The organism is Tessaracoccus terricola (assembly GCF_054776555.1).
Window position 1 is genome coordinate 36,831 of the sequence record NZ_BAAHBS010000005.1, and the last position, 18,354, is coordinate 55,184.

General features: G+C 69.3%; 16 protein-coding genes. 10 read left to right on the forward strand and 6 right to left on the reverse strand.

Translation table 11 applies throughout. From position 1 onward, the window contains the following. Nucleotides 1-26: 26 nt before the first annotated feature. The 5 genes from ACYU7G_RS10035 (at nt 27) to ACYU7G_RS10055 (ending at nt 6,457) form a co-directional block, all read left to right on the forward strand. On the forward strand, nt 27-1,184 hold the full coding sequence (locus ACYU7G_RS10035) for a DUF4185 domain-containing protein (RefSeq protein WP_461107374.1): 1,158 nt from the start codon (nt 27-29) through the stop codon (nt 1,182-1,184). Nucleotides 1,185-1,218: 34 nt separating this feature from the next. Continuing rightward, nucleotides 1,219-2,508, forward strand: a complete 1,290-nt coding sequence (locus ACYU7G_RS10040) for an ABC transporter substrate-binding protein (protein ID WP_461107376.1) — start codon at nt 1,219-1,221, stop codon at nt 2,506-2,508. Between the two features lie 69 nt (nt 2,509-2,577). Further along, nucleotides 2,578-3,504 carry a carbohydrate ABC transporter permease gene (locus ACYU7G_RS10045; protein WP_461107378.1) on the forward strand — a complete coding sequence of 309 codons (927 nt, stop codon included), beginning with the start codon at nt 2,578-2,580 and terminating at the stop codon, nt 3,502-3,504. Nucleotide 3,505: 1 nt separating this feature from the next. Further along, on the forward strand, nt 3,506-4,321 hold the full coding sequence (locus ACYU7G_RS10050) for a carbohydrate ABC transporter permease (protein ID WP_461107380.1): 816 nt from the start codon (nt 3,506-3,508) through the stop codon (nt 4,319-4,321). Nucleotides 4,322-4,333: 12 nt separating this feature from the next. Further along, complete coding sequence (locus ACYU7G_RS10055) at nt 4,334-6,457, forward strand: hypothetical protein (RefSeq protein WP_461107382.1); 2,124 nt, start codon at nt 4,334-4,336, stop codon at nt 6,455-6,457. 42 nt (nt 6,458-6,499) lie between these two features. On the opposite strand, the gene ACYU7G_RS10060 is transcribed toward ACYU7G_RS10055, so the two are convergent. Continuing rightward, the gene (locus tag ACYU7G_RS10060; protein ID WP_461107384.1) at nt 6,500-6,982 is read right to left on the reverse strand and encodes a hypothetical protein; all 483 of its coding nucleotides are present in this window, start codon (nt 6,980-6,982) and stop codon (nt 6,500-6,502) included. 92 nt (nt 6,983-7,074) lie between these two features. Between ACYU7G_RS10060 and ACYU7G_RS10065 the strand changes: the two genes are divergently transcribed. Beyond that, complete coding sequence (locus ACYU7G_RS10065; RefSeq protein WP_461107386.1) at nt 7,075-7,329, forward strand: type II toxin-antitoxin system VapB family antitoxin; 255 nt, start codon at nt 7,075-7,077, stop codon at nt 7,327-7,329. Beyond that, entirely contained in the window at nt 7,326-7,724 is a 399-nt protein-coding gene (locus ACYU7G_RS10070; protein ID WP_461107388.1) for a type II toxin-antitoxin system VapC family toxin, read from the forward strand. Before ACYU7G_RS10065 ends, ACYU7G_RS10070 begins: the two co-directional genes overlap by 4 nt. 90 nt (nt 7,725-7,814) lie before the next feature. Here ACYU7G_RS10070 and ACYU7G_RS10075 read toward each other — a convergent pair whose 3' ends face one another. Together ACYU7G_RS10075 and ACYU7G_RS10080 are read right to left on the reverse strand one after the other, a co-directional pair. Beyond that, entirely contained in the window at nt 7,815-9,695 is a 1,881-nt protein-coding gene (locus ACYU7G_RS10075; protein ID WP_461107390.1) for an Ig-like domain-containing protein, read from the reverse strand. A 329-nt stretch (nt 9,696-10,024) separates the two neighbouring features. Further along, the gene (locus ACYU7G_RS10080; protein ID WP_461107392.1) at nt 10,025-11,242 is read right to left on the reverse strand and encodes a PQQ-dependent sugar dehydrogenase; all 1,218 of its coding nucleotides are present in this window, start codon (nt 11,240-11,242) and stop codon (nt 10,025-10,027) included. Nucleotides 11,243-11,300: 58 nt separating this feature from the next. On the opposite strand from ACYU7G_RS10080, the gene ACYU7G_RS10085 reads away from it, so the two are divergent. Together ACYU7G_RS10085 and ACYU7G_RS10090 are read left to right on the forward strand one after the other, a co-directional pair. After that, nucleotides 11,301-12,152, forward strand: a complete 852-nt coding sequence (locus ACYU7G_RS10085; protein ID WP_461107394.1) for a hypothetical protein — start codon at nt 11,301-11,303, stop codon at nt 12,150-12,152. 98 nt (nt 12,153-12,250) lie between these two features. Further along, on the forward strand, nt 12,251-12,760 hold the full coding sequence (locus tag ACYU7G_RS10090; RefSeq protein WP_461107396.1) for a hypothetical protein: 510 nt from the start codon (nt 12,251-12,253) through the stop codon (nt 12,758-12,760). Here the strand turns inward: ACYU7G_RS10090 and ACYU7G_RS10095 are convergent. The 3 genes from ACYU7G_RS10095 to ACYU7G_RS10105 form a co-directional block, all read right to left on the reverse strand. Continuing rightward, nucleotides 12,757-13,011 (reverse strand): hypothetical protein, encoded by a 255-nt coding sequence (locus ACYU7G_RS10095; protein ID WP_461107398.1) that lies wholly within the window; start codon nt 13,009-13,011, stop codon nt 12,757-12,759. The two genes, ACYU7G_RS10090 and ACYU7G_RS10095, sit on opposite strands and share 4 nt — an antisense overlap. Nucleotides 13,012-13,119: 108 nt before the next feature. Next, complete coding sequence (locus ACYU7G_RS10100) at nt 13,120-14,730, reverse strand: phytoene desaturase family protein (protein WP_461107400.1); 1,611 nt, start codon at nt 14,728-14,730, stop codon at nt 13,120-13,122. A 58-nt stretch (nt 14,731-14,788) separates the two neighbouring features. Further along, entirely contained in the window at nt 14,789-15,616 is an 828-nt protein-coding gene (locus tag ACYU7G_RS10105) for an aldo/keto reductase (RefSeq protein WP_461107402.1), read from the reverse strand. Nucleotides 15,617-15,712: 96 nt separating this feature from the next. Between ACYU7G_RS10105 and clpB the strand changes: the two genes are divergently transcribed. After that, nucleotides 15,713-18,286: an ATP-dependent chaperone ClpB gene (clpB, locus tag ACYU7G_RS10110; RefSeq protein ID WP_461107404.1), complete on the forward strand. Its 2,574-nt coding sequence runs from the start codon at nt 15,713-15,715 to the stop codon at nt 18,284-18,286. Nucleotides 18,287-18,354: the final 68 nt, after the last annotated feature.

Genomic DNA, 18,354 nt, shown 5'->3' on the forward strand with positions numbered 1-18,354 from the left:
AAAATCACAGCGAGGTGAGGATGGACATGTTCACGAGAAGACCAATCCGGGTGGCGCTGGCCGCCACCGCCACGACGCTGCTCGCCACGGCAGTGGTGAATCCCGCGCCCACCGTCGCGGCCCCACCGGGCCACAGCGGGAACCAGTGCTCCCTGGTGGCCGACGGACTGTCGGTGACCTCGGCCCAGCCCGACGCGCGCACCCAGCAGTTCGCCGACTACGGCAATACCTCGGGCCAGTGGGTGGGTGGCGACTCCACCTACTCCGTGCCCCTCAAGGACGGCACCACTGCATGGCTGTTCTCGGACACCATCCTCGGCACCGTCGAGGACGGGGCGGTGGACATGGACACGATGGGATTCATCAACAACTCCTTCGTGCTGGAGGACGACGGGGTGCTCACCCAGACCGTGACCGGTGGCACGCAGGCCGCACCGGAGGCCATCTTCGGCCCGCCCGCACAGGACGCCTGGTACTGGCTCGGTGCGGGCTACGTCGCACTCAACGGCAAGCTCCACGTCGGACTGAACCGCTACGACCGGTTCGGCCCAGGCCTGTGGGACTGGGCCTGGCAGCACTCCGCCATCGCCACCGTCAACCCGAAGACCTGGCAGGTCACCGACGTCACGCCCGTGCCGGCGGAGACCGACGTCCAGTGGGCCTCCTGGTACGAGCGGACCAGCGGCAAGACCTACATCTACGGCGTCGACGACCAGGGTGCGCTGAAGCAGGCGCACGTCGCCCGGGTCCCCGGCCACGACATCTCGCGGGTGGACAAGTGGCAGTTCTGGGACGGCACCGGCTGGAGCCGCGACGCCGAGGACTCGGTGCCCATCGCGGCCCACGTCGCCAACGAGTACTCCGTCACCGAGTTCCGCGACGGCTACCTCCTGGTGACGCAGGACACCTCCGAGGCGTTCTCCAGTTCCGTGGTGGCCTACACCTCCTGCTCGCCCACGGGCCCGTTCACGAACAAGACCGAACTGTTCCGGACCCCGGAGACCGGCGCCCTCGGCTCCTACGGGGACCCGAACATCTTCACCTACAACGCCCACCTGCACCCCGAGTTCAGCGATGACTCGGAGATCCTGGTCAGCTACAACGTCAACACCTTCGACAACGAGCACGTCTTCGACGACGTGACCATCTACCGGCCCCGGTTCTGGACCGTGGAACTGGGCTGATCCCCAAACCCCGACAACCCTTGGAAGGACAAAGATGTCGATCAAGAAGACCCTGGCAGTGACGGGGCTGGTCTCAGCACTCATGCTGGCCGCCTGCAGCAGCGGCGGCGAAGACCCGACCAACGACCCGGACAGCACCGGCGGGGAGAACCCGCCCGCAGCGTCGGGCCCCATCTCCTTCGTCACGGACAAGGCGGCCTGGGAGCCGTCGTTCGAGGAGATGAACGCCGTCTCCGGCGACATCACGCTGGACTTCACCGGATACTCGGACCCGGTGGCCTACGACACCTACGTGCGGCAGGCCTTCCGCACCAACGACAAGCCGGACCTGTTCACCTGGCACACCGGCGGCCAGCTGCAGGAACTGGTGGAGCAGGGGCTCGTCGCCGAGACCACGGACATCTGGACCGAGGCAGAGAGCGAGGGCTTCGTCCCCGAGGGGCTCAAGGACCAGTACACCTTCGACGGCAAGCAGTACTGCGTGCCGCTCAACGTCGTCTACTGGGCCGTCTACTACAACAAGCAGATCTTCTCCGACCTGGGGCTCGAGCCGCCGAGCACGTGGGAGGAGCTCGAGACCATCATGGCCACCCTTAAGGAGAACGACACCACGCCCTTCCACCAGATGAACTTCATCTTCGAGTTCGTCTACTTCATGGCACTGCTCGCCGGCCAGAACCCGGACACGTACCTGGGGATCCTCGACGGCAGCGCGTCCTACCTCGACGAGGACGTCAACGTCGTGATGGACAAGTGGCAGGCCATGATCCAGGGCGGCGACTTCATCGACCCGGGTGTCACGGGTGACCCCCAGGCGCTGCTGATGAACGGCGACGTCGCGATGGCCTACTTCGGCACGTTCTTCACCGGCCAGCTCACCGGCATCGACGCCGTCTCCGGCGAGGACTACGGCATCTTCCTGATGCCCAACCTGAACCCGGACACCGCCGAGCAGCCGATGGTGCTGGAGACCGGCCCGCTGTGCGTGGGTGCCGGGGCCGAGAACGAGGCGGCCGCGCTCGAGTACTCCAAGTGGTGGCTCACCACAGACGCCCAGACCACCTGGTCCAACAGCCGCGGCGACGTCAGCTTCAACCCGCTGGTGCCGATCGACGACCCGGAGCTCAGCTCCCTCGTGGAGGCCGTGACGGGTGAGGGCTCTGACAACGTGCGGATCGTGCCGCGCTTCCTCGAGGGCAGCCCGCAGCCCGTCTACCAGCTCTCCACCGAACTGTTCGGAGCCTTCGTCACCAACGCGGAGGACCCGCGCGGGATCCAGGAGCAACTGCAGGCCGAGGCCGAGGCCTACTGGGCCGGCCAGTAGGGCACACCTGAGCGGACGGGGCGGCCCAGCGCGGCCGCCCCGTCCGACCGGCACCCGGAAGGACCAACGATGACCACCGTCGCCACCCGCACGTCCACCCCCGCCCCGCCGCGGCACAGGAGCAGGCGCGCCCTGCAGGAACGGCTCACCGCCGCGGCGTTCCTGCTGCCCGCGCTGCTGCTGTGCGTGGTCCTGCTCTACGTCCCGTTCGTCTACACCTCGTTCCTTTCCCTGACCGAGTTCAACGGACTGGGTGAGCCGGAGTTCGTGGGCCTTGACAAGTACCGGGAGATGTTCGCCGACGCGCGCATCCTCGGCTCGATGGGCAACACCCTGATCTGGGTGGTGGGAACGCTCGTGCTCCCGGTGGGGCTGGGCCTGTTCATCGCGGTGCTGGCGCACGGCCTGCGCGGGTCGTTCTGGTACCGGCTGCCGTTCCTGCTGCCGTACGCCATCTCGGGCATCGCCGTCGGCGTCATCTTCTCCTTCATCCTGCAGACCGGGGGAGCGCTGACCCAGGCCCTGGAGTTCCTCCGGCTGCCGTTCGCCGACGCCCGCTGGCTGCTGGACGCGCCCCTGAACACGTTCGTGATGATCTTCGCCGCCACCTGGCAGGGCGCCGGCGTGAACGCGCTCCTGTTCGGGGTGGGGCTGCAGTCCATCCCGAAGGAACCGGTCGAGGCCGCCATGGTGGACGGCGCGACGGGCTGGAACCTGTTCAAGAACATCACCTGGCCGATGCTGGCACCCATGACCACGGTGGTGGTTGGGCTGAGCATCGTGGGCTCGCTGAAGACCTTCGACATCGTCTGGGGCATGACCCAGGGCGGCCCCGGCCGCGTCTCCGAGACCCTCGCCATCACGATGTACAAGGCCAGCTTCATGCTCAACGACTACGGACTGGGTGCGGCCGTCGCGCTGCTGCTCACCGTCGTCACCGTGACCGCCTCGCTGCTGTACCTGAGGCGCCAGCTCGCACCCGCGAAGGAGTTCTGACATGCAGTTGGTACGCAAGAGCGTGCTCGTGGTGCTCGGCGTGATCTGGCTGATCCCCATCTACCTGATGCTCGTCAACGCGGCGAAGGTCTCCTCCAACTACGGCAACGCCACGGTCTGGGTCCCCTCGGACCTCACCGGCCTGTTCGAGAACTTCCTGCTGGCCCTGGACCGCGGCCGGATCGCGGAGGGCCTGCTGTCCACCCTCATCTACTCGGTGGTCTCGCCGACGGTGGCGGTGGTGATCGGCGCCATGGCCGGGTTCGCCATCGTCGCGCTCAAGCTGCGGCGGCCCTTCATGTGGTTCGTCATCATCTTCTGCGCCACCGTGTTCCCCATCCAGATGGTGCTGATGCCGCTGTTCATGGGCTACGTCGGCGCCGGCATCTTCGACACCCGCATCGGCATGCTGCTGATCTACACGGTGATCTCCGTTCCGTTCTCGGCGTTCGTGCTGCGCAACTTCTTCTCCGGCATCGCCCACAGCGTCTACGAGGCCGCGGAGCTCGATGGCGCCACACCCTGGAAGATCTTCTTCCGGATCTACCTGCCGATGTCCAAGTCCGCGCTGTTCGCCGTGTTCATCCTGCAGGCCACGTTCGTGTGGAACGACCTGCTGCTCGGCCTGTCCCTCTCGCAGAGCAGCGAGGTACGCCCTGTCATGACCACCCTAGCCGCGATGCAGTCCACGTACGGCGGCTCCACCATGCCCGTCGTGCTCGCGGGCGGCCTGCTCGTGTCCCTGCCCACCATCGCCCTGTTCCTGCTGACCCAGCGCTACTTCACGCAGGGTCTCTCCCTCGGCCAGTACAACTAGAGAAAGCGTGAGATGTCAGTTCCCACCGTCGCAGACTTCACCAGCGCCACCGTCGTCGACCGCTACGACGACATGGTCAACCCGCCCGGGCTGACCAACCACGTGCTGGTGGCGCAGGTCGACCACGACGTGCTCGCCGTTCGCTCGGTCAACATGCCGCCCCTGTCCCAGGGGGACTGCGTCACCGGCCGGTTGCTCATCGACGGCGTGTTGGCGCAGAGCCTCGGGCAGCCGGTGGAGCACGTGTGGCGCCCGGACCGGGTGACCCGCGCCACGCGCATCCGCGGCTGGCTGGTGCAGACCACCACCGTGGTGCCGCCGGGCGCGCCCGGGGTGCTGGTGCGGATCTCCGTCACCAACGAGACCGGAGACGCGCGGGACCTGGACCTGGGTGCGTGGGTGGACTCCCAACTGGTCAGGGCCGTGCCGTGGCGCCGGGCCGAGCCCCCGCGCGGCCACAACGAGCAGGTCCCCGAAGGGGCGCGACGGCGCGGGCGCCCGGCCACGCCGCCCAAGGGCATGGCCTACTTCGGGGCACTCGAACCCGACGCGCAGGTCTCCACGCTGCAGGGCCTGGTCAACCTGGACGGTACCGACGTCGAGGACGTCTCGGAGGACGCCAACGTGGTCCGGATGCGCACCCCGGTGGCGGCCGGCGGCCGTTGGGAGGGTGCCTTCGTGCTGGTGCTCGGCGACGAGGGTGCCGACCTCGCCGCGGCCTTCGACGCCCTGGCCGGCGACGTCGAGGGCGCGGTGGCCGCCTCCGAGGAGGCGTGGGACGCGGCGCTGGCGGACCTGTTCGACCCGGCCGGTGGGCTGACCAGCGGGGCGCTGCCGCTGCTGGAGACGAGCAACGAGGCGCTGCGCCGCCTGTACTGGTGGGGCGCGATGGGGGTGCTGTGGTTCCGCCGCGAGAACCCCGCCGGCGTCCGGCCCCGCCACTACGACACCCTGATGCCCCGCTACTGGCAGACCACGACCTTCATCTGGGACTACTCGCTGTCCTCGATGGTGCACGCGTTGAGCGACCCGGAGGAGATGCGGGAGCAGATCCTGCACTGGATCGGGCTCGACATCAACGAGCACTTCGGCACTGAGTGGCTCACCGGCGGGCCGGCGGGCAACTGGTACTCGGTCAACCAGTACGCGATGGTGCGGCTGGTCAACGACTACGTCACCCTCACGGGCGACACGGCCTTCCTGGACGAGGACGTCGAACTGGACGGCGCCACCAGCACCGTCGGCGACCACGTCCGGCAGTGGTCACTCGAGTGGCGCGACAAGCGCGTCGGCTCGGCGTTGGCCGACTACGGCGAGATCGACAACCTGCTCGAGTGCGTGTCCACCTACGTGCACGAGGTGGCCTCCCTGAACGCCGCCAACGTCTGGTGCATGCGCACCGCCGCCACCCTGTCTCGGCTGCAGGGCCTGGCCGACGAGGCGGCCGAGTTGGAGCGACTGGCGGACGAACTCGTGCCCGAGATCATGCGCCTCTACCGCGGTGGGGAGGGCTTCTTCAACGCCCGCCACCCCGACGGCTCACTGGTGCCCGTGCGCCACTGCTACGACTTCTCCACCGTCGGCACCACCATCGCCGACGACCTCCCCGCCGATGTGCGCAGCGAGATGCTCGAGTTCTTCGAGGCCGAACTCCGCACGCCCACATGGCTGCGGGCGCTCTCGGCCTCGGACCCCAATGCCGGTTTCTCTGTGCGGCCGGACCACCAGTGGAACGGCGCCTACCCGGCCTGGCCCGCGGACTCCGCCCGGGCCGCCATCCAGTTGGGCGGCGCCGATCGGGTGGCCGAATGGCTCCCCGGGCTGGCGGCGTCCGCCAACCAGGGCCCGCCGGGGCAGGCGCACATGGTGGAGGAGGCCGTGCCCGGCATCGACGGCGGCGCTCGCAAGGCCCCGCCGCAGTTCCCCTACCTCATCGACTGGGCCTGCTCCTCGGCCGGGGCGTGGTGCGAGCTGGTCATCGAGTCCGTGTTCGGGGTGCGCGCCGCCGCGGACGGGTCGGTGACGGTGCGCTCCGCCCTCGAGCATGTGGACCCCGACGCCAGGCTCGTCGGCCTGCGCATCGGTGGCGCCACCTACGACGTCGACGCCGCCGGGGCACACCGCAGGCAGGGGTGAGTGCTCGGGAGACCGTCTTCCCGCGCGGCGCGGGGCCCGTTGTCAGTCCTCGACAGGCAGGAGCGCGAACCAGGTCTCGTCCGTGGGCAGGTACCCCGGGTCGATGCCGTAGCGCCCCTTGATAACCGCCTGGACGTAGGACTCGTCCAGTTCCCACCGGGGCTCCTCCGGCAGACGGTCGCCCCGCTCGTGGAGTTGAGGATTCTCGTCCTGGCCCTCGAAGGACAGGGACCTGTCGGCATCAGGGCCGACGACGCTCAGTGCGTAGGAGGAAACGGAGTCCCACACCGTGGCCTTCGCCGCCTCCACGCCGAGTTCGCGGCTGAGGCCAGTGCCCACGCCCCAGGGCATCCTCCCGGGCGGTGCGGCGACGGCGACGTGCGGGCCGATCTGGGCCGCTGCCGTGCTCTTCCGGTCTGACCAGGGGGTGGTCTGCTCCCCGAGGACGAAGCGGCCCTGGAGCGCAGCCGTGAACTGCTCCAGCGTGGTGTTGGCGAGAACGAGGATGTCGTAGCGGGAACCCATGCGCGGAAGTCTAGGAGGACGAGAGGGCAAGTCAGTGGGCGCTGGGCGCCAATCTTCCTGCCATGGTTGATTTCTTCCTCTAAACTCTGAACATGGCGTTGAACATCAAGGACCCGGCCACCGATGATCTTGCGCGCCGCCTGGCGGCCGCCACGGGGGAGAGCATCACCGTCGCGATCCGCGTCGCGATGGAGGAGCGGATGGAGCGGATCGAACGAGGGCGACGCGTCTCGAGGCGCCGCCCGAGTTTGGCGCGCTACATCGAGCGTGCCCGGGCGAGGCCCGTCCGCGATGACAGGTCCGCAGACGAGATCCTCGGGTACGACCGATTCGGCCTGCCACGATGATCGTCGACACATCTGCCTTGATGACCGTGATCCTCGGCGAGGCGGAAGCGGAACTCTTCTTGGCGCAGATGAGTGGGGTCACGGAACTCAGCGTGTCTGCGGCGACGAGGGTGGAAGCCGGAATCGTTGCGGAGGCCAAGGGTGGGCGCGAGGCAGCGGATGATCTCGAGGCGCTCCTGGCCGAACTCGAATGCGAGGTTGTGCCGCTGGATCCCGAGCAGGCCACCGTGGCCGTCGAGGCGTGGCGTCGCTTCGGAAAGGGGCGCCATCCCGCGGGGCTGAACCTCGGAGACTGTTTCGCCTACGCTGCCGCGAAGGTTTCCGGGAGGCCCCTGCTGTTCAAAGGTGACGACTTCACCCAGACGGACATCTCTGCTGCCGCAGGGCTGGTCTAGCCGCTACTCCACGCCCTGTAGCGCCTCGCTTGCCCAGGAGTGAAGCGGGGCCGGTCCTCGCGGACCGGCCCCCATTCACTCAATCGGGGATCAGGCCTTGAACCTCACGATGTTGTTGAACACCCAGTCCTGGGTCTTCGCGTGGGTCCAGACGCCGTCGGTGCCCTGGGTGGAGGACACGATGTCGCTCCAGATGAACGAGCGGCAGCCGTTGCCGCCGGTCTGGGCGGTGTCGCACTCGGTCTTCCAACTGCGACCCTCCTCCGACGTCCAGCTGCCCGCGTGCCCGAGGGGGTTGGCAGACCACTGCGCGCGCGTCATGAACGGCAGGTAGGTCAGGTTGTTGAAGTGCCAGCCGGTGGTCCCGACGAAGCGGCCGTCCACGACGGCCACCTGCGTGGCCCAGATCTGGGTGGTGCACCGGATGGTCTGGGAGTACGGCTCGCACTCGGTGTACCAGCGGCGGCCGTTCACGTTGTGGAACCCGGGCGTGGAGTAGACGTCCACCGCGGGAGTGGTGGGCGTTGGCGTGGGCTCCGGCGTCGGGTCATCGGTGATGGCCACGGTCACGGTCGCGACGGCCTTCTCGACGACTCCCTCGATGGTGCCCTCGACCGTGAAGAGGCCGGGTCCGTCGTTGCCGTACGCGGCGGGATCGACGTCGTCCCAGACCACTGGGCGTGCCTCTGTGACGATGCCGGAGGAGTTGTGGTGCACGTCCACGGTGACCGTGTCGGGCAGTGCCGGGGCAACGCCAGCGGCGGTGTCCACGGCGACGTCCTCGATGCCCCGGATTTTGCTGATGCCGAAGAACCAGTCGAAGACCGTGCCGCGCTCGTCGTCGACGTACTCGTTGTACGCCACCAGCCACGAGGAGTGGCCGTCGAAGGTCCAGCCGTTGTAGGGGTAGTCGTGGAGGGTGACCTCGGGCAGGATCGTCAGCTTGTAGTCGGTCAGGTGCTCCGCCCAGGCCTCGTGCCGCTCCATGACACCCGGGTAGGCGAAATCCAGCTCATCCACCCACTCCCACAAGGGCATGTGGTCCACCTCGTCAACCAACTCGGCAGTGGCCGGTCCGGTGCCGGCGCCGTAGACGGCCGCGGCGACGTAGTCCGGGTAGGCCGTGACGAAGGCCCACGTGGAGGCCGAGCCCATGGAGTAGCCCGTCATGTAGACGCGGTTCGGGTCCACCAAGCCGTCGGCGATCCAGCCGTCGATGACGTTCTTGACAGCGGCCACGTCAGTCTCGCGGCCAGGAGTGCGCGGCACCAGGACGTGTGCGGGGAAATCGGCCTGGTTCTCGGGCTCGGCCCAGACGGAGCCGCCGTTGCTGAACCTGACGGGGTTGTAGTTGTCGCCGCCCTGTCCGCCGCCGTGGAAGTAGACGACGAGCGGCAACGGCTCGTCGGCATCGTCGTTGAGGAAGTAGGCGTAGTCCAGGCCGTCGGGGCTGGTGGCGTACTCGTACTGGTCCAGCACCGGGCTCACGACGCCGGTCTGCTCGAATCCGGTCGGCGTGATCGTGGAGCCGTCGACGGTGGCGATCGGGTCCCCGTTGTACGTCACGGTGTACTGGGCCTCGAGGTAGTAGCCGGAGTCGCCGGTGGTGCCACCGTCACCCCAGCCGACGTGCGCGAAGTCCAGCACGATGTAGCGGCCCTCGTCAGCGGGGAAGCCCCAGTCCTCGACCTCGCTGGTGTAGACGCCGGTGACCTCGCGGGGGCCGTCGTAGACGACGACTTCCGGGTCCACCATCCTGGTGGAGACCACGTGGACGTCGAAGTCGTCCGCGGACAGCGACGAGTCGGCGACGGTGTGGCCGGTGTCGATGATCACTGCGGCAACGCGCTCCTCGAACGCGAAGTTCTCGTTCCTGAGGATGAAGGGGAGGGTGCTGGCCTCGTCCCCCGCAGCCGGAACCACAGACAGGTTGATGGCCAACAAGGCACCGATGAGGGGGAGGAACCCCAATCTTCTCCTAAGCATGTGCATCTCTTTTCTGGTTGGAATGGGTTGTGCAGAACTTCCCGGTGCCCACCAAAGACCCCTGACTCACTTTCCTCTCCAATTGGCGACGGCTGGTTCAGAGCCGCTGGTGGTCCGCGGGTGCAAACGATGGCATCGCTCGCGCAGTACGTTGGCGGTACTGACGGTGTGGCAGCGCCCGATGCCGTGGGGCCGACCATTTGCAACGTTGTAGAGGCAGCCCGTGGTGCCACGTTAACCGAACTTGTTCTGCAGCGCAACGAATTACGGGAAGAAAGTTTCTGCGTATCACAAATTGGTCGTGGCGGGGATGCTTACTCGGCCGGGCGCAGCTCCAGCAGGTGTCCGCCGTTGCCGTCCTGCAGCAGCCAGATGGCGCCGTCGGGACCCTGCTCGACGGCCCGGATGCGGGCGCCCATGGGCCAGTTCTCCGCCTCGGTGGCGGTCTCGCCCTCCAAGTCCACACGTTGCAGTGCCTCGCCGGACAGCGCGCCCAGGAACGCGTCGCCCTTCCAACCGGGGAAAAGGTCTCCGGAGTAGACCAGCAGTGAGCCGGGGGAGATGCTGGGGTTCCAGAACACCTTGGGGGCGATGAACCCGTCACCTTCCGCGTGGTCGGGGATCTCGCGGCCGTTGTAGTGGTTGCCGTTGGAGGCCGCGGGCCAGCCGTAGTTGCCGCCGGGCTCGACGAGGTTCAGCTCGTCGCCGCCCTCGGGGCCCATCTCGGAGGACCAGAGCCGGCCCTCGGCGTCGAAGTCGATGCCGAGCGGGTTGCGGTGCCCCATCGAGTAGAACTGGTGCGCCACCGGCGAGTCCTCACCGGCCCAGGGGTTGTCCGGCGCGGGTTGCCCGTCGAGGGTGAGGCGCAGGATCTTGCCCAAGTTGTTGTCGAACTCCTGCGCGGGCTCCATCTCCTGCCGGTCACCGGAGGAGACGAACAGGTAGCCGTCGTGGATGGCGAGGCGGTGCGAGAAGTGCCCGCGGCCGTCCATCTTGGGCGTCTGCTCCCAGATCACCTGGAGGTCCGTGAGGGTGGCGGCGTCCACGTCGAGGATGGCGGTGCCCACCACCGCGCCGACGTCCCCGGTGACGCCCTCGGCCCAGCTCAGGTAGATCTTGCCGTCGTCGGCGAACGACGGTGCCGGCAGCACGTCGCCCAGGCCGCCCTGGCCGCCGACCACCACGTCCGGGACGCCGGAGACCTCGCGCACGGTGCCGTCCGGGTGGCGCAGCAACATGTTGCCGACGCGCTCGGTGACCACCATCAGCTCCGAGTCCGGCAGGAACGCCATCGCCCAGGGCTCCTCGTAGCTCTCGTGCTCGGTGACGGTGAACTCGTGGGTCTCCGGCACTGGCTCCGAAGGCGCCTCGGACGTCTCGGCCGGGGCCGACGTCGCGGGCACCGTGTCAGTGGCGGTGGGCGCGGCCGCGGTGGTCTGGGAGGTCGCGGGGCTCTCGGTGGGTGCGGGCGGTTCAGCCGGGCCGGAGCAGGCAACCAGGCCCAGCAGTGCGAGGACAGCCAGTCGTCTCATGCATCGACGGTACCCGGTGGGCGTCGCTAGGGTGAGCCCAACGACGGGAGGAGTCGACATGGAGGTCCAGATCGCCGAGGAGCGGATCATCGTCCTCGAGGACCGCTTCACCATGGAGATCGCCGAGGAGCGGGCATGGGCCCGCCGCTCGGACGCCTTCGGCGCGGTCGCGAAGCTCGGGGGACTGTTCGGCCGGACCGCCGACGACTACGAGTGCGTCTACCGCGAACGCCGCCTCCAGCCGTTCTGGTACGTGCGCGCCGACTCCGTGATCGCCTACGAACGCACCCGCGACTACACCATCGAGGTGGGGCCGGGGGTCCGGACGGTGGAGACCGGCGGCGAGCAGTTCCAGGTCGAGGACGGCCGGTTCAGCATCAGCGGCTTCGAGTCCTGCCGCGACGAGACCAGCCGCTCGCACCACTTCGACGGCCTGACCCGTGCGGACAACCCGTCCCTGGACCGGTACCTGCAGTACTCGTGGACCACCACCGACGCAGCCGGCCTGGCCGAGGCCGCCGAGTCCGGCACCGTCGTCGTGCCGCCGCAGCACCGGGCCTCGATGCTGGTGCGCGAGGTGGTCTCCGCCATGATCGGCCGCGTGGAGGCCGACCGCGTCCTGGAGGAGCGGGTGAGCGTGGACCGCGTGGACCTCGTCTACCGGCCCGTCTACGCCTTCCGCTTCCGCCGCGGTGGCAAGGAGGGCGTGCTCGAGTTCGACGGCCTCACCGGCGACGTGCGCGCCGACGGCGCCACGTTCGAGCAGTACTTCGGCAAGGTCCTGGAGCCCAAGTTCCTGCTCGACGTGGGCGTGGAGGCCGTCAACATGTTCGTCCCCGGCACCCAGCTGGTCCGGCTGGTCGTGGAGCAGGGCGCCCGCCGCATGGGCGAGGGCAAGCGCGAGCGCTGACGCGTCCCACGGATCAGTCCGCGTGCTCCGGTGGGGCGAATCCCGCAGGATCGAACCCCTCGCGGCTTAGGTTGGGATCCCGGCACCAGGAGGCACCGATGACCCCAGAACTGGACCACGACAAGTACTCCGCCTACCTCAACCAGCACCTCGTCGCAGCCGACGCGGGTGTCCAGGCCTTCCGCGCAGCGGCCGACACCTGGGCGGACACCGAGTGGGAGGCAACCTTCCGCCAACTCCACGACGAGCTCGAGGAGTCGCACGAGAAGCTCAAGGCGCTCATCGAGCGCCTCGGCTACGAGATCAGCAAGCTCCGCAACCTCGTCTCCGGGGCGGCGGCCGTGGCCGGCCGCCTCAACCCGCTCAACCCCACCCGCAACCGCGACGGCCTCATGACCCAGCCCGAGTTCGACGCCCTGGCCGCCGCGATCCGGGGCCAGCAGATGATGTGGGAGACGCTGGGCGTGCTCGCCGAGATCGATGACCGCCTGGACGCCGACGACTGCCGGGCCATGGTGGACAGGTGCGAGGACCAGCGACGTCGCGTCCTGGAGGTCAACGCGGCGACGGCGAAGTCCCGCTTCACCGTGACACCCGGCGACGACTAGCGACTCCGGCGGCGGCGCAGGCGGCTCGCCGCCAGTGCCCCCAGCGCGCCGATGCCGATCAGGCTGCTCGTGCGCGGGTGGAGGCGCAACCAGGTGTACGTGCTGAACCTGCGTTCCTGCCCGTCGCCACGTGCACCGGCGCGGTCACTGTGTGACTCGCCCAGTGAGCCGTCGTCGCCGCTGCCGTTCCCGGTGGACCGCTGCAGCGGCTGGAGCCGCACGACGACGGCGTCCAGCAGGCGTGGCGCCACCACGCCGTGCCAGGAGCAAGGCGCTCGCCCGCCCGATGCCGCTCGAGGCGCCGAGCACCACCACCACCTGCTCGGACAGGGGCTTCAGTTCGATGGCCATGCGGCCTCCTAGTAGTCGGGTTCCCGACGCTGCAGCATCAGTTGGGCCCGCGTCGTCGCGCTGCCGATGGGGCGGGACCACCACCTGGAGTCGCGCAGGGCCGCCCGGGCCGCGTTGAAGCCCGCGCCGCCGTGCACCGCGCCGCCGGGGTGGGTGGCGGCGGAGGCCAGGTAGAGCCCGGGCACGTGCGTCACCGGCCCGCCCAGCCCGGCCACCGGACGCCACGGACCCTGCTGGAACAGCTGCGTGGTGCCGCCGCCGACGGCGCCCCCGACGAGGCTGGGGTTGGCGCCCTCCAGGTCCGCCGGGGACTGCAGCCAACGGTTGCGCTCCAGGTCCCGCCAGCCCGGGGCCAGCCTGTCGAACATCTCCTCCACGCTGGCCAGGGACTCCGCCGCAGCCCCGGCCGCGGCGTCGTCGGGGACGCGGGGCAGGTGCGTGTACGCCCACAGCGACTCGGTCCCGGCGGGGGAGCGGCTGGGGTCCGCCGTGGACATCTGGCCCACCAGGCAGAACGCCCGCTCCGGGACCCGGCCGGTGGCGATGTCGGAGTGCCACCGGATCAGGTCGTCGGACGAAAGGCCTGCGTGCACCACCGCCGCCCCGTGCGCGCGCTCGGCCCGCCAGGGCATCGGCGCGTCCAGCAGGAGGTTCAGCTTCAGGGTGGGCGGGTCCCACTCGAACCGCTCGAGGCGCGTCCGCAGCCCGGCGGGCACCGAGTCGTCGGGCAGCAGGTCGCCGTAGAGCGACGTCGCGGCCACGTCGGCCACCACCGCCCGGCGCGCCAGCACCTCCGTGCCGTCGGCCAGCCGCACGCCGCTGGCGCGGCCCTCGGACACCTTGACGCCCGCGACGGGGGAGTCGAGGTGGATTACGGCGCCGCCCTGCCTGGCGCGGGAGGCCAGCGCCTGCGCCAGCATCCCGGCGCCGCCCTCGGGGACGGGGAACCCGACGTCCTGGGCGAGCATCGCCAGCAGGTAGCCCATCAGGCCGCTGATCGGGGCCAGGGGGGACACGTCGGCGTGGGCGGTGTTGCCGGCCAGGATCTCCCGGGCCCGGCGCCCGCCGAACCGCTCCTGTCCCATCCGCTCGGACGGCAACAGCGCGAACCGGGCGAAGTCGAGGAGTCCCGCCGCGCCCAGCGTGCGCGCCAGCCTGCCGCCGGCGCGCACCGGCGGCCAGCCGCGGATCAGGGCGTCGAGCAGCGGGTCGCGGACCCGACGCCAGCCCGAGACCATCTTCAGCCAGGCCTCACCGTCTCCGGGGTGGTCCTCGTCCAGGGTGGCGGCGGTGGCCTCGGGGGAGTCCAGCACCGCGGAGCCCAGCGCGTCGTCGTGGTCGGAGACGTGGGTCAGCGAGGGCCTGCGGTCCAGCCACTTCAGGCCGTGGGCCTCGAGGTCCAGCGACTGCAGCACCGGCGAGGCCTGGCCCAACGGGTAGCAGGACGAGAACTCGTCGACGACGAACCCGTCGATGCTCCGGGAGGCGACGGCCCCGCCCGGCACGCTGCGTCCGTCGAAGACCGCGACGTCCCAGCCGGCGTCGGCCAGCATCGCGGCCGCGACGAGGCCGTGGTTGCCCGCGCCGATGACGATTGCGTCCACACTGCGGCTGCTCATGCCCTCGAGCCTACGAGCATCCGGTCCCATCCCCGGGCGAAAAGCCCGGAGGCAGGTGTCAGTGGCCGAACTCGTCGGAGTCGCTGAGCTTGTAGTCCGGGTTGGTGAGGGCGGACAGTCGGGCGATCTCGTCGTCGGTCAGGCGCAGTTCGGCGGCGGCCAGGTTCTGGGCGAGACGGTCCCGGTTGGACGACTTCGGGATGGGCAGCAGCCCCTGTCCGACGTGCCAGGCGAGCACCACCTGGCCGGCGGTGGCGTCGTGTGCCGCGGCGATCTCCTCGACGACGGGGTTGCCGGTCAGCCCGTTGCCGGCGGCCAGCGGTGCCCAGGACTCGGTGACGATGCCGTGGGTGGCGTGAAACTCGCGCTCTGCCGGGCGGTCCGTGAACGGGTTGCACTGGATCTGGTTCACCTCGGGGGCCACGCCGGTGGCGTCGATGATGCGCTGCAGGTGCGTCGGCTTGAAGTTCGAGGTGCCGATGGCGCGCACCAGGCCGCGCTCCCTGGCGGTGATGAGGCCCTCCCAGGCCTTGACGTAGAGGTCCTGGTCCGGGTTGGGCCAGTGGATGAGGACGAGGTCCGCGTACTCGAGGCCCAGCGTGGCGAGGTTGTTCTCCACGCCCGCGACGGCGTCGCCGTGCCACAACCGGTTGAACTTCGTGGTGACGAAGAGGTCCTCGCGCGGCAGGCCCGAGTTGCGCACCGCGTTCCCGACGCCGGCCTCGTTGCGGTAGTTCTCGGCTGTGTCGATGAGGCGGTAGCCGAGTTCGAAGGCGGTCAGCGCCATGGTCTCGACCTCCGTGTCGTCGAGCGGCCAGGTGCCGGCGCCGATGGCTGGGATCGATGTGCCGCCGGACAGGGCGATGGTGGGGGCGATGTCAGTCATGCACCCATTCATACCCGAGGGAGGGGGAAGAAAACGGTGGCAAGCAGGGTTGAGTGTAGTAGACTCAACTTGAATTCCTGACTAGGAGGACCTCCCTTGAACACTGAGAAGCTGACCACCAAGAGCCGTGACGCCATCACCTCGGCGGTGCGGCAGGCACTCACCAACGGAAACCCCAACGCCGAGCCGGAGCACCTCCTGCACGGCATGCTCATGGTGCCCGACAACACCGTCGGCCCCCTGCTCGAATCGCTCGGGGCAAGCGCCGACGCCGTCGACGAGGCCGCCGAGGACGCCATCGCCAAGCTGCCGTCGAGCACCGGCTCGTCCGTGACCCAGCCTGCGTTGTCAGGCGCACTCGCGCGTGTCATGGCGTCGGCCGAAACCCTCGCGCACGAGCTGGGGGACCAGTTCGTCGCCACGGAGCACCTCCTCATCGGACTCGCCAGCATCGAGTCGCCGGCCAAGAAGATCCTCACGGCCGCCGGCGTCGACACCGCCAGCCTCACCACCGCCTTCAATGACTCCCGGGGCGGCAAGCGCGTCACCTCCGCCGAGTCCGAGGGCGGGGAGTCCGCGCTCGAGAAGTACTCCGTCGACCTCACCGAGGCCGCCCGCTCCGGCAAGCTGGACCCCGTCATCGGCAGGGACGCCGAGATCCGGCGCGTCAGCCAGGTGCTGGCCCGTCGCACCAAGAACAACCCCGTCCTGATCGGTGAGCCCGGCGTCGGCAAGACCGCCGTCGTCGAGGGCCTCGCACTGCGGCTGGTGGAGGGCGACGTCCCGGACTCCCTCAAGGGGCGACGTCTGGTGTCGCTGGACCTGGCCTCCATGGTGGCCGGCGCCAAGTACCGCGGCGAGTTCGAGGAACGCCTCAAGGCCGTCCTGAACGAGATCCGCGACGCCGAGGGTCAGGTCATCACCTTCATCGACGAACTCCACACCGTCGTCGGTGCCGGCGCATCCGGCGAGGGCGCGATGGATGCCGGCAACATGCTCAAGCCCATGCTGGCCCGCGGTGAGCTCCGCATGATCGGCGCCACGACGCTCGACGAGTTCCGCGAGCGCATCGAGAAGGACCCGGCGCTGGAGCGTCGTTTCCAGCAGGTGTTCGTCGGTGAGCCGACGGTGGAGGACACGATCGCCATCCTCCGCGGCCTACGCGAACGCTACGAGGCGCACCACAAGGTGCGCATCACCGACGCCGCCCTCGTGGCCGCGGCAGCCCTCTCGGACCGCTACATCACCTCGCGACAGCTGCCCGACAAGGCCATCGACCTGATCGACGAGGCCGCCTCGCGCCTGCGGATGGAGATCGACTCCTCGCCGGAGGAGATCGACATGCTGCGCCGCGACGTCGACCGCATGACCATGCAGGTGTTCCACCTGGAGAAGGAGAACGACGAGGCGTCCAAGGAGCGGCTCGCCGCGCTGCGCACCGAGCTGGCCGACGAACAGGAGAAGCTCCGCGGCCTGGAGCAGCGCTGGGAGGCCGAGAAGGCCGGGCTGAACCGGGTGGGTGACGTCAAGAAGCGCATCGACCAGTTGCGCGTCGAGGCCGACAAGGCCCAGCGCGCCGGTGACCTGACCAAGGCCTCGCAGATCCTCTACGGCGACATCCCCGCCGCCGAGCGGGAGCTGGAGGAGGCCGAGGCCAACGACCAGACGCCGTCGATGGTCTCGGAGGAGGTCTCCGACACCGACATCGCCGAGGTGATCGCCGCCTGGACCGGCATCCCCGTCGGCCGGCTGCTGCAGGGCGAGAGCGAGAAGCTGCTGGAGATGGAGCAGCGGCTGGCCGCCCGCCTCATCGGCCAGGAGGAGGCCGTGAAGGCGGTCTCCGATGCGGTCCGCCGCTCGCGCGCCGGCATCTCGGACCCCAACCGGCCCACCGGCTCGTTCATGTTCCTCGGCCCCACGGGAGTGGGCAAGACCGAGCTGGCCAAGTCCCTCGCGGACTTCCTGTTCGACGACGAGACCGCGCTGGTGCGCATCGACATGAGCGAGTACTCGGAGAAGCACTCCGTAGCCCGCCTCGTCGGTGCCCCTCCCGGCTACGTCGGTTTCGAGGAGGGCGGCCAGCTCACCGAGGCCGTGCGCCGTCGCCCCTACTCCGTCGTCCTGCTCGACGAGGTGGAGAAGGCCCACCCGGACCTGTTCAACATCCTGCTGCAGGTGCTCGACGACGGCCGCCTCACCGACGGCCAGGGCCGCACGGTGGACTTCCGCAACACCATCCTGATCCTGACCTCGAACCTCGGCTCGCAGTTCCTCGCGGACCCGCTGCTGGATGCCGAGGCCAAGCGCGAACAGGTGATGGGTGTGGTGCGGCAGGCGTTCCGGCCCGAGTTCCTGAACCGGCTCGACGACATCGTCCTGTTCGAGCCGCTCACGCAGGAGCAGCTCGGCCGCATCGTCGAGATCCAGCTGGACAAGCTGAACCGCCGCCTGGCGCCGCGCCGGATCCATGTCGAGGTCAGCGCGGCTGCCGAGGAGTGGCTGGCCCGGACCGGGTTCGACCCCATCTACGGTGCCCGACCGCTGCGCCGCCTGGTGCAGAGCACGGTGGAGGACGGCCTGGCCCGCAAGCTGCTGGCCGGCGAGATCCACGACGGCCAGACCGTGGCGGTGGACCTCGACGAGACCGGCGACGGCATCACCGTCGCCTGACGCGACCCCAGTTGCCCTGAGGTGCTCGAGCTCCCCAGTTGCCCTGAGGTGCGAGCGCCAGCGAGCCT

Excerpts from the sequence above, each read along its gene's own strand:
- ACYU7G_RS10035 (WP_461107374.1), top strand. The coding sequence starts at position 27 with ATGTTCACGAGAAGACCAATCCGGGTGGCGCTGGCCGCCACCGCCACG.
- ACYU7G_RS10040 (WP_461107376.1), top strand. The coding sequence starts at position 1,219 with ATGTCGATCAAGAAGACCCTGGCAGTGACGGGGCTGGTCTCAGCACTC.
- ACYU7G_RS10045 (WP_461107378.1), top strand. The coding sequence starts at position 2,578 with ATGACCACCGTCGCCACCCGCACGTCCACCCCCGCCCCGCCGCGGCAC.
- ACYU7G_RS10050 (WP_461107380.1), top strand. The coding sequence starts at position 3,506 with ATGCAGTTGGTACGCAAGAGCGTGCTCGTGGTGCTCGGCGTGATCTGG.
- ACYU7G_RS10055 (WP_461107382.1), top strand. The coding sequence starts at position 4,334 with ATGTCAGTTCCCACCGTCGCAGACTTCACCAGCGCCACCGTCGTCGAC.
- ACYU7G_RS10060 (WP_461107384.1), bottom strand. The coding sequence starts at position 6,982 with ATGGGTTCCCGCTACGACATCCTCGTTCTCGCCAACACCACGCTGGAG.
- ACYU7G_RS10065 (WP_461107386.1), top strand. The coding sequence starts at position 7,075 with ATGGCGTTGAACATCAAGGACCCGGCCACCGATGATCTTGCGCGCCGC.
- ACYU7G_RS10070 (WP_461107388.1), top strand. The coding sequence starts at position 7,326 with ATGATCGTCGACACATCTGCCTTGATGACCGTGATCCTCGGCGAGGCG.
- ACYU7G_RS10080 (WP_461107392.1), bottom strand. The coding sequence starts at position 11,242 with ATGAGACGACTGGCTGTCCTCGCACTGCTGGGCCTGGTTGCCTGCTCC.
- ACYU7G_RS10085 (WP_461107394.1), top strand. The coding sequence starts at position 11,301 with ATGGAGGTCCAGATCGCCGAGGAGCGGATCATCGTCCTCGAGGACCGC.
- ACYU7G_RS10090 (WP_461107396.1), top strand. The coding sequence starts at position 12,251 with ATGACCCCAGAACTGGACCACGACAAGTACTCCGCCTACCTCAACCAG.
- ACYU7G_RS10100 (WP_461107400.1), bottom strand. The coding sequence starts at position 14,730 with ATGAGCAGCCGCAGTGTGGACGCAATCGTCATCGGCGCGGGCAACCAC.
- ACYU7G_RS10105 (WP_461107402.1), bottom strand. The coding sequence starts at position 15,616 with ATGACTGACATCGCCCCCACCATCGCCCTGTCCGGCGGCACATCGATC.